Source organism: Rhizobium sp. PRIMUS64, from assembly GCF_023006465.1.
Lineage (GTDB): Bacteria > Pseudomonadota > Alphaproteobacteria > Rhizobiales > Rhizobiaceae > Rhizobium > Rhizobium leguminosarum.
Window position 1 is genome coordinate 1 of the sequence record NZ_JALBGX010000202.1, and the last position, 9,151, is coordinate 9,151.

11 protein-coding genes and 1 pseudogene are annotated in these 9,151 nt (G+C 60.8%); 2 read left to right on the top strand and 10 right to left on the bottom strand.

Annotated features, from left to right (window positions below; genetic code table 11):
• From MOV76_RS36910 to MOV76_RS36925, 4 genes are all read right to left on the bottom strand, one after another.
• Window positions 1-272, bottom strand: a 272-nt coding sequence (locus MOV76_RS36910; RefSeq protein ID WP_247266407.1) for a phosphotransferase, incomplete at its 3' end; no start/stop codon positions are given.
• Between the two features lie 70 nt (window positions 273-342).
• A complete protein-coding gene (ispH, locus tag MOV76_RS36915; RefSeq protein WP_011650764.1) occupies window positions 343-1,344 on the bottom strand; it encodes a 4-hydroxy-3-methylbut-2-enyl diphosphate reductase in 1,002 nt (333 codons plus the stop codon).
• Between the two features lie 63 nt (window positions 1,345-1,407).
• Window positions 1,408-2,154 (bottom strand): SURF1 family protein, encoded by a 747-nt coding sequence (locus tag MOV76_RS36920; protein WP_258719891.1) that lies wholly within the window; start codon window positions 2,152-2,154, stop codon window positions 1,408-1,410.
• A 1-nt stretch (window position 2,155) separates the two neighbouring features.
• Window positions 2,156-2,536: a DUF983 domain-containing protein gene (locus tag MOV76_RS36925; protein WP_130651841.1), complete on the bottom strand. Its 381-nt coding sequence runs from the start codon at window positions 2,534-2,536 to the stop codon at window positions 2,156-2,158.
• Window positions 2,537-2,677: 141 nt separating this feature from the next.
• Here MOV76_RS36925 and MOV76_RS36930 point away from each other — a divergent pair, with 141 nt between their 5' ends.
• Window positions 2,678-3,319 carry a chloramphenicol phosphotransferase CPT family protein gene (locus MOV76_RS36930; protein ID WP_247266409.1) on the top strand — a complete coding sequence of 214 codons (642 nt, stop codon included), beginning with the start codon at window positions 2,678-2,680 and terminating at the stop codon, window positions 3,317-3,319.
• Window positions 3,320-3,373: 54 nt separating this feature from the next.
• Here the strand turns inward: MOV76_RS36930 and MOV76_RS36935 are convergent, their stop codons facing one another.
• The 6 genes from MOV76_RS36935 to coxB form a co-directional block, all read right to left on the bottom strand.
• The gene (locus MOV76_RS36935) at window positions 3,374-4,252 is read right to left on the bottom strand and encodes a cytochrome c oxidase subunit 3 (protein WP_018245095.1); all 879 of its coding nucleotides are present in this window, start codon (window positions 4,250-4,252) and stop codon (window positions 3,374-3,376) included.
• Window positions 4,253-4,313: 61 nt separating this feature from the next.
• Window positions 4,314-4,922 carry a cytochrome c oxidase assembly protein gene (locus tag MOV76_RS36940; RefSeq protein WP_018245094.1) on the bottom strand — a complete coding sequence of 203 codons (609 nt, stop codon included), beginning with the start codon at window positions 4,920-4,922 and terminating at the stop codon, window positions 4,314-4,316.
• Window positions 4,919-5,059, bottom strand: a complete 141-nt coding sequence (locus MOV76_RS36945) for a hypothetical protein (protein ID WP_018245093.1) — start codon at window positions 5,057-5,059, stop codon at window positions 4,919-4,921. Before MOV76_RS36945 ends, MOV76_RS36940 begins: the two co-directional genes overlap by 4 nt.
• The gene (locus MOV76_RS36950; protein WP_018449292.1) at window positions 5,059-6,009 is read right to left on the bottom strand and encodes a heme o synthase; all 951 of its coding nucleotides are present in this window, start codon (window positions 6,007-6,009) and stop codon (window positions 5,059-5,061) included. The genes MOV76_RS36945 and MOV76_RS36950 overlap by 1 nt, the downstream gene beginning before the upstream one ends.
• A 67-nt stretch (window positions 6,010-6,076) precedes the next feature.
• On the bottom strand, window positions 6,077-7,783 hold the full coding sequence (ctaD, locus tag MOV76_RS36955) for a cytochrome c oxidase subunit I (protein ID WP_130751099.1): 1,707 nt from the start codon (window positions 7,781-7,783) through the stop codon (window positions 6,077-6,079).
• Window positions 7,784-7,800: 17 nt separating this feature from the next.
• On the bottom strand, window positions 7,801-8,685 hold the full coding sequence (coxB, locus tag MOV76_RS36960) for a cytochrome c oxidase subunit II (protein ID WP_018449294.1): 885 nt from the start codon (window positions 8,683-8,685) through the stop codon (window positions 7,801-7,803).
• A gap of 184 nt (window positions 8,686-8,869) precedes the next feature.
• On the opposite strand from coxB, the pseudogene MOV76_RS36965 reads away from it, so the two are divergent.
• Window positions 8,870-9,151, top strand: a pseudogene (locus tag MOV76_RS36965) (invasion associated locus B family protein); the annotation flags it as partial.

Consider the following 9,151-nt stretch of genomic DNA (forward strand, 5'->3'; position numbering starts at 1 on the left):
AGCAGCGCGCCATCCCGGCGCGGCAGCGGCAGCGGGCAGGACAGACCGCGGGCCGCGAGATGCTGCATCAGGCCGAGGAAGAAAGGCAGATCGGTCTTTTCCACGCGCTTTTCATAGAGCGTCAGGATCAGCGGATCCTTGGAGGTATGAAGCAGGAAGTTGGAGTTTTCGACGCCTTCGGCAATGCCCTTGTAGGAGAGCAGCGTGCCTGCGTCATATTCCGTCAGGAACCACTTCAGATCGTCTTCGGCGATATCGGTATAGACTGCCAAGTGAGGTCTCGCCCTTCATGCCTTGTTGATATTGGATTTGCCGGAGTGGACGCTAGGCCGAAAGGCCGATCTAGCCGTTGACGAAAGCCATGTCGGCCGCCGTCAGCTCGATATTGCGCAGTTCGCGATTGACGAGGAAATTTTCGGTTTCCTGCACCGTTTCGGCCAGTTCGACGCGAGCGTCGAAGCGGGCGCGGAAAGCCTCGATGATCTCGTTGACGATGACCTCGGGGGCGGAAGCGCCGGCGGAAAGGCCGAGCGTCGAAATCGCGCCGATCTCGTCCCAGTCAAGCTCGGCGGCGCGCTGTACGAGGATCGATTTCTTCGCCCCTGCCCTGAGCGCCACTTCGACGAGGCGCTTGGAATTGGATGAATTCGGCGCGCCGACGATGATGAAAAGATCGCAGCCCGGGGCTGCCTGCTTCACCACTTCCTGGCGGTTGGTCGTCGCATAACAGATCGAGTCCGCGGCCGGCGCCGTCAGGTTCGGGAAGCGCTCGTGCAGGCGGGTGATGACGCCGGCCGTGTCGTCGACCGACAGCGTCGTCTGGGTGACATAGCCGAGATTATCGGGATCGACGGGGACGTAGGCGTCGGCATCCTCGATCGTCTCGATCAGCGAAACCGAACCCTCCGGCAGTTGCCCCATCGTGCCGATCACCTCGGGATGGCCGGCATGGCCGATAAGGACGACATGGCGGCCGAGGCGATTGTGGCGCATCGCCTGCTTGTGGACCTTGGAGACCAGCGGGCAGGTGGCGTCGAGATAGAAGAGGTTACGGCTTGCCGCATCCTCCGGCACCGATTTCGGCACGCCATGGGCGGAGAAGACCACCGGCTGGGCGCGGTGTTCGGCCGGGATTTCGTCCAACTCCTCGACGAAGACGGCGCCCTTGGCCTCCAGCCCCTCGACGACATAACGATTGTGGACGATCTCGTGGCGCACATAGACCGGCGCGCCATAGGATTTCAGCGCCAGCACGACGATCTGGATGGCGCGGTCGACGCCGGCGCAGAAGCCGCGCGGACCGCAGAGCCTGATCGTCAAAGGAGGTTTCGCCGCAATATTCATGTCAGTTCCGGGTTGAGAGATTTAGGGACCTCTAGCCCAATATGGTCGAGAATTGAAGTGATACTATTGCTGAGGTGTCTTGGCGCCTTTGCGGAACCAGGAGATCGCCACGACGACGATAAGCACGGCGGCCAGCCCGTACCAGGTGAAAGCATATTGCAGATGGTCGTTCGGCAGATCCACCTGGGTGACGCCGCCGATCGGCAGGCCCGCCGGATTGGGGGTGGAATCGGCGTCGACGAAGAAGGGAATGACATCAGCTTTCTCCAGCCCGACGCTGGAGGCCATGACGTCGAGATCCTTCCAGTAGAAGATGTTCTTGGCGACGTCGTTATCCGGCACCACCCAGGAGGGCTTGCCGGGAAGCTTTTCGCGCGCCAGGCCGGTGACGGTCTGCTGATCCGTCAACTGGCCCTGCATGCGCATTTCCGGCTCCTTGTTGTCAAAGGGAACGAAGCCGCGGTTGACGAAGAGAATGCGCCCGTCGGCAAGCTCCAGCGGGGTATAGATGTAATAGCCGGTCTGACCGCGCCAGGTAGCGAAGAAGTGCCGCTCCTTGTTGTTGATATAGCGGCCGGTGGCGGTGACCTTGCGGTATTCGATGTCGCCGCCAGCAGCTGCCATCGCCTCGATGTCGGCAAGCGGCACGGGGCTTGCTGCCTGCCGCGCGGCGATATCGGCGAGCAGGCCTTCCTTCCAGTGGAGACGCTCCACCTGCCAGGTGCCGAGCGAAATCAGGATGGCAAGGGCGATCAGCACCAGGATACCGGTCAAGACAGGCAGCCGCCGGCGCGGCGTTACATGCACCATTTCAGTCACTCAGGCGTCCTTCGCGGGCATTATGACGGTATTGCATGGCGATCAGGATGCCCTTGAACCAGCGCAGCGTCAGCAGCGACAGGACGATCGTCAACGGAGCAAAGAGCAGGATGTGCACCCAGATCGGCGGCCCGTAATTCACCTGCAGCCACAACACCATGCCGATGACGATGAAGCCGACGATGAGGATGACGAAGACGGCGGGGCCGTCACCGGAATCGGCAAAGGAATAATCGAGGCCGCAGGCGGCGCAACGCGGCTTCAGGCCGAGCAGACCGTCGAACAGCTTGCCCTGACCGCAGCGCGGGCAGCAGCCTTTGATGCCGGTCTTCACCGGATCGACGGGGGGAAAATGGGCGCTGTCCTCGTTCATGGCATTCCTTCCCGCAGATGCATTCGCGGTCGCGGCTTCTTCAATGCTGCCTTAACTCTCCCATAAAGTATTCGCATCCCGAATGGAAAGGCCTGCGCGGTTTCGCCTCAGCGATTCGCGCCAAACAAAAGAAGAAGACTGATGAGCAACGATAGCCATAGCGGACAGATCATTATCCTGAACGGCGCGCCGCGAAGCGGCAAATCCAGCATTGCGCGCGCAATTCAGGAAGGATTCGAGGGACCTTGGATCAACCTGGGCGTCGACACCTACAATGCCATGACACCGAAGCGCTACCTGCCCGGTATTGGGCTCAGGCCCGGCGGCGAGCGGCCGGAGCTGGAGGAACTGGTGCCGTTCCTCTATGCGGCGCTTTATGAATCGATCGCCATCCATGCCGGATTAGGACTCAATGTCGTCGCCGATCTCGGTCATCACGATAGTTATTCGCAGCCGCTCGGCATTCTCGGCGACTGCGCCCGGCGGCTGCAAGACTTTTCCGTGCTGTTCGTCGGCGTGCGCTGTCCGATCGAGACGATCATGCAACGGCGGGAGGTCGTACAGGAAGGGCGCGAGACCCTCTACGTGCGCGGCAGCGAGGAGACACCGGTTCCCGAACCGGTGCAGCGCTGGCAGGACGAGGTTCATCGTCCCGGCATCTATGACATGGAGGTCGATACGTCAGTGCTTACGGCGCTCGAATGTGCCGAGGCGATCCGACACCAGCTTGATCTCGGCATTCCCGAGCCATCGGCCTTCGAAAGGCTGGCCGCTTTGCGTTGAAACAAAAAAGGCGGGGCCAATGGCACCCGCCTTTTTGATTTTTATCCGTCCCGATCAGCCGGCTGCGAGGGGTGCGCCCCAGCCGCCCCAGACGTAGATGCAGAAGAACAGGAACAACCAGACGACGTCGACGAAATGCCAGTACCAGGCTGCCGCCTCGAAGCCGAAATGCTGCTTCGGGGTGAAGTCGCCGCGCAGCGCACGGATCAGGCAGACACCCAGGAAGATCGTGCCGACGAGGACGTGGAAACCGTGGAAGCCGGTCGCCATGAAGAAGGTCGCGCCGTAGATCGAATTCTTGAAGGCGAAGGGCGCGTGGGCATATTCATAGGCCTGGACGCTGGAGAACAACACGCCGAGCAGCACCGTCAGCGTCAGGCCCTGGATCAGGCCCTTGCGGTCGTTGTGCAGCAACGCATGGTGCGCCCAGGTCACCGTCGTGCCCGACAGGAGCAGGATGACGGTGTTGTAGATCGGCAGGTGCCAGGGATCGAGGACCTCGATGCCCTTCGGCGGCCAGGTGCCGCCGGTATAGAGCAGGCGCGAGGCCTGGATCGCTTCGTTCGGATAGAGGCTGGCGTCGAAATAGGCCCAGAACCAGGCGACGAAGAACATCACTTCCGAAGCAATGAACATGATCATGCCGTAGCGCAGGTGCAGCGAGACGACGCGGGTATGGGAACCCTCATGGGCTTCCTTCACCGTATCGGCCCACCAGCCGTACATGACGTAGAGCACCAGCGCGAAGCCGATGTAGAAGAGCCAGGGATTGGCGAGTTCCGCGCCGGCAACCTTGAAGGAACCGCCGTTCAGGTAGCGCATGTAGCAGACGCCGCCGATCGCCATGATGAAGGCGCCGAGCGAGGCGAGAATCGGCCACGGGCTCGGATCGATGATGTGATAGTCGTGATTCTTCTGGTGAGCATCGGCCATGTAGCTATCCCCGGATGTCTTCCTTCACTCCGTTCCCGGCATAGCCGGAAACGAGCCTTGATCAAAGTTTCTTTTCAATCTTCTCCGCTCCACCCTCATTCGAAGCCACCGGCTTCGGACCCTCTTTCGGGTAGAACGTATATGACAGCGTGACCGTGTGGATATCCTTGGATTCCACGGCCTTGACGATTTCGGGATCGATGTAGAACACGACAGGCATGTCGAGCTTCTCGCCCGGCTTCAGGTCCGTTTCCGTAAAGCAGAAACATTGCACCTTGTTGAAATAGACACCCGCTTCGCCCGGCGTGACGTTGAAAACCGCCTGGCCGCGCTGGGTTTCGTTCGAACGATTCTCGGCGGTGAAATTGACCTGGATCGTCTCGCCGATCTTCGGATTGACCTCGCGCTCGACCGGCTTGAATTCCCATTGCAGGCCGGGCGCGACATTGGCGTCGAAAGTGACGCGCATCGTGCGATCAAGCACGACGCTCGACACCTGGTCGACGCGCTGCGTCGTGCCGTTATAGCCGGTCACCTGGCAGAAGATGCGGTAGAGCGGCACGGCGGCATAGCTCATCGCGCCCATGCCGAAGACGAAGCTCAGGCACATCATCACGACGGCGCCGTTATTGCGGCCCTGCTTCTTCGGTGTACCGGCGTTTTCGCTCATCCAGCCATTCCCCCGCCGATCTTCACGATGGTGATCGCGTAGAAGAGAATAACGAGGCCGGCGAGCACCAGCCCGAGGGCGACGTTGCGGTTGCGGCGCGACTTGCGCTGCGCTTCCGTGAGCTTGATCAATTCCATCAGAACCAACCTCCCGCATGCGAGACCAGCAGCGAGGCCAGCCGGTCGATCATCAAGGCGGAGAACACGGCGAAGAGATAGAAGATCGAGAAGCCGAAGAGCTTCTTCGCCGGGATCATCTTCAGATCGCCGTCGGGCATGCGCCAGACGGCGATGGAACAGTATATGAAGATCGCGCCGAGAGCGGCGGCGACGAGGCCATAGCCGAGGCTCGCGAAACCGAGGAAGGACGGCAATACCGCGCAGACGGCGGTCAGCACCGCATAGGCGACGATCTGATGCTTGGTCACCCGCTCGCCGGCGACGTTCGGCAGCATCGGCACGCCGACGGCCTCGTAGTCGCGCATCTTGAACAGGGCAAGCGCCCAGAAATGCGCCGGCGTCCACAGGAAGATGATGAGGAAGAGAACCGTGCTCTCGATCGTCACGCTGTTGGTCACGCATGCCCAGCCAATCATCGGCGGGAAGGCGCCGGCGGCACCGCCGATGACGATGTTCTGCGGCGTCGAGCGCTTCAGCCACATGGTGTAGACGACGGCATAGAAGAAGATGGTGAAGGCGAGGATGCCGGCCGAGAGCCAGTTGACCGCCAGGCCGAGAATCACCACCGAGAAGCCTGACAGCACCAGGCCGAAGGCGAGCGCCTCGGAGGGTGCGATGCGGCCGGCCGGGATCGGACGGTTGGCCGTGCGGCTCATGATCGCATCGATATCGGCGTCATACCACATGTTCAGCGCACCGGAGGCTCCGGCGCCGACGGCGATGCAGAGAATGGCGATGAGGCCGAGGACAGGATGGATGTGGCCCGGCGCCAGCACGAGACCGGCAAACGCAGTGAAGACCACGAGCGACATGACCCGTGGCTTCAACAATTCGAAATAATCGCGCGCACTCGCTTCCGACAATTCGCCGTCCTTTGCAAGCACCTCGTGATTGTCGATGACCGTCATCATTCCGTCCTGAATGTCTTACCATCAGGACGCCGTATCGAATGCGGCGTCCTGATGTCCGCGCAATTTACTTGATGCGCGGAAGCTGTTCCCACTGGTGATAGGGCGGCGGCGAAGGCAGCTGCCATTCGAGCGTCGTTGCACCCTCACCCCACGGATTGTCGCCGGCGACGCGCTTCTTGGCGAAGGCTTCGAAGACACCGTAGAGGAAGATCAGCACACCGAAGGCCGAGATGTAGGAGCCGATCGAGGAAACATAGTTCCAGCCGGCAAAGGCATCCGGATAATCGATGTAGCGGCGCGGCATGCCGGCGAGGCCGAGGAAGTGCTGCGGGAAGAACACCAGGTTGACACCGATGAACATGATCCAGAAATGCAGCTTGCCGACCAGCTCGTTGTACATGTAGCCGGTCATCTTCGGGAACCAGTAGTACCAGCCGGCGAAGATCGCGAAGACGGCGCCGAGCGACAGAACGTAGTGGAAGTGGGCCACGACGTAATAGGTGTCATGCAGCGAGCGGTCGAGACCGGCATTGGCAAGCTGGACGCCGGTGACGCCGCCGACCGTGAACAGGAAGATGAAGCCGATCGCCCAGAGCATCGGCGTGCGGAACGAGATCGAGCCGCCCCACATCGTCGCAATCCAGGAGAAGATCTTCACGCCCGTCGGAACGGCGATGACCATCGTCGCGAAGACGAAGTAGCGCTGCGCGTCGAGCGACAGGCCGACCGTGTACATGTGGTGGGCCCAGACGACGAAGCCGACGGCGCCGATCGCGACCATGGCGTAGGCCATGCCGAGATAGCCGAAGATCGGCTTCTTCGAGAAGGTCGAGATGATGTGGCTGACCATGCCGAAGCCCGGCAGGATGAGGATGTAGACCTCGGGGTGACCGAAGAACCAGAACAGGTGCTGGTAAAGGATCGGGTCGCCGCCGCCTTCCGGAGAGAAGAAGGAGGTGCCGAAGTTGCGGTCGGTGAGCAGCATGGTGATGCCGCCTGCCAGAACCGGCAGCGACAGCAGCAGCAGGAAGGCGGTGATCAGCACGGACCAGGCAAACAGCGGCATCTTGTGCAGCGTCATGCCGGGAGCGCGCATGTTGAGGATCGTGGTGATGAAGTTGATCGCACCGAGGATCGACGAGGCGCCGGCAATGTGGAGCGCGAAGATCGCAAGATCGACCGCCGGTCCCGGCGTGCCGCTCGTTGCCAGCGGCGGATACATCGTCCAGCCGCCGCCCGTGCCATAGGCGCCTGCCGGGCCTTCGACGAACATCGACAGCAGCAGCAGCGCGAAGGCCGGAACGATCAGCCAGAAGGAGATATTGTTCAGACGCGGGAAAGCCATATCCGGCGCGCCGATCATGATCGGCACCATCCAGTTGGCAAAACCGCCGATCATCGCCGGCATGACCATGAAGAAGATCATGATCAGCGCGTGCGCGGTCGTGAACATGTTGAACATCTGCTTGGCGCCGTCGATTGCGGCATCGCCCTCATAGCCGTAGACCATCGAGGCCAGGCCATGGAAGATCTGGATGCCCGGCTCCTGCAGCTCCATGCGCATGGCAACCGACAGCGCGCCGCCGATGATGCCGGCAATGATCGCGAAGATCAGGTAGAGCGTGCCGATGTCCTTGTGGTTGGTCGAGAACAGCCAGCGATTGGCAAAGCTCGGCTTGTGCGCGTGATCGTGGTGATCGTGATCATCATGCGCGTGGTCATGATGGGCGTGATCATGAGAATGATCGTCGTGAGCGGAAGGTCCAGCCATTGTCCCGATCCCCTTAATTACTGTGCTTCGGCGACGTTGACGGTCTTTGCGGGACCATCGGTTGCAGCCATGAGTGTCTTGTAGGCGCCGGGCAGGTCGCTGGCGGCTGCGGTCAGCCACTGCTTATACTTGTCCTCGGAGACGACGCGGATGGCGATCGGCATGAACGCATGGTCCTTGCCGCAGAGCTCGGAACACTGGCCGTAGAACAGGCCTTCGCGCTCGGCCCTGAACCAGGTCTCGTTCAGGCGGCCCGGCACGGCATCGATCTTGACGCCGAAGGAAGGCATGGCGAAGGCGTGGATGACGTCGGTCGGCGCAGAGGTCACGAGAACGCGGACCGTCTTGTTGACCGGCAGGACCAGCTCGTTATCGACGGCGAGAAGTCTGGGATAGATCGACTTGTCTTCCTTGCCGGCGGCTGCGCGGTCCTGATCCTTCAGGAGGTAGGAATCGAAAGCCAGCGGGCTTTCGCCCGAACCTTCATATTCGTAGTTCCACTGCCACTGGGTGGCGGTCGCCTTGATCGTGACGTCGGGGTTTTCAGGCAGCGTCAGCTGCGCCGTCAGCAGGTTGAACGAAGGAATGGCGAGAAGAAGAAGCACCAGGACCGGCCCCACGGTCCAGGCAATCTCGATCAGCGTGTTGTGGCTCGTCTTCGAGGGAACCGGGTTCGCGCTGGCGCGGAACTTGAAACAGACGACGATGAGCAGGACCAGAACGAAAAGCGTGATCGGAACGATAAACCAGAGGGTATATTGTTCGAACCAATGGATTTCCCGCATGATCGGCGTTGCCGCCGGCTGCAGCGTTGCCTGCCACGGCATGGGCTGGTCGGCATATGTGCCGGAAGCAAAAAGCAGACAGACCAGCGTGGTCAGGGCTGCATAAGCCTTCTTCATCACCTTATTATCTCCCTCGAGCGCTTGACCTGCAAAATAGAACGCAGAATCCTTGCCATCTTCAGCGCTTCAAACCACAGTTTGGCATTTGCCGCAACAGGTCAGAGCAATTGTCTATGCGGCATTTTTGCTCAAAGCATAGGCAGGTCAGAACGGCAAAACATCCCAAGTTTTTCATCAGCATATGAAAAATCGGCTTTCCGGCCAATCCGAGCGCGACACATTATTTCGCAAAGGTCCAATTTCCGCCGCAGTCCCCCGGTTTTCACGGGGTGGGGCTTTTCATTTTTGGTGGGCAGCTTCAACAATAGCCGCAATGATTCGATATCCAGAGGTTTCCATGGGTTTCCGTTCCCTCGCGCAGTCGCTTCTCCTGACTGCCAGCATCGCGGCCGCAGCGACGACGCCCGTTTTCGCACAGCAGCAACCCACGCCGTCACAGGCCAAGCCCCCCGCTGCCGCGCCG

What these genes read in the sequence shown, in the direction of transcription:
- MOV76_RS36950 (WP_018449292.1), bottom strand. Translation starts at nt 6,009, where the DNA reads ATGACGGTCATCGACAATCACGAGGTGCTTGCAAAGGACGGCGAATTG.
- MOV76_RS36945 (WP_018245093.1), bottom strand. Translation starts at nt 5,059, where the DNA reads ATGGAATTGATCAAGCTCACGGAAGCGCAGCGCAAGTCGCGCCGCAAC.
- MOV76_RS36925 (WP_130651841.1), bottom strand. Translation starts at nt 2,536, where the DNA reads ATGAACGAGGACAGCGCCCATTTTCCCCCCGTCGATCCGGTGAAGACC.
- ispH (WP_011650764.1), bottom strand. Translation starts at nt 1,344, where the DNA reads ATGAATATTGCGGCGAAACCTCCTTTGACGATCAGGCTCTGCGGTCCG.
- coxB (WP_018449294.1), bottom strand. Translation starts at nt 8,685, where the DNA reads ATGAAGAAGGCTTATGCAGCCCTGACCACGCTGGTCTGTCTGCTTTTT.
- MOV76_RS36930 (WP_247266409.1), top strand. Translation starts at nt 2,678, where the DNA reads ATGAGCAACGATAGCCATAGCGGACAGATCATTATCCTGAACGGCGCG.
- MOV76_RS36940 (WP_018245094.1), bottom strand. Translation starts at nt 4,922, where the DNA reads ATGAGCGAAAACGCCGGTACACCGAAGAAGCAGGGCCGCAATAACGGC.
- MOV76_RS36920 (WP_258719891.1), bottom strand. Translation starts at nt 2,154, where the DNA reads ATGGTGCATGTAACGCCGCGCCGGCGGCTGCCTGTCTTGACCGGTATC.
- MOV76_RS36935 (WP_018245095.1), bottom strand. Translation starts at nt 4,252, where the DNA reads ATGGCCGATGCTCACCAGAAGAATCACGACTATCACATCATCGATCCG.
- ctaD (WP_130751099.1), bottom strand. Translation starts at nt 7,783, where the DNA reads ATGGCTGGACCTTCCGCTCACGACGATCATTCTCATGATCACGCCCAT.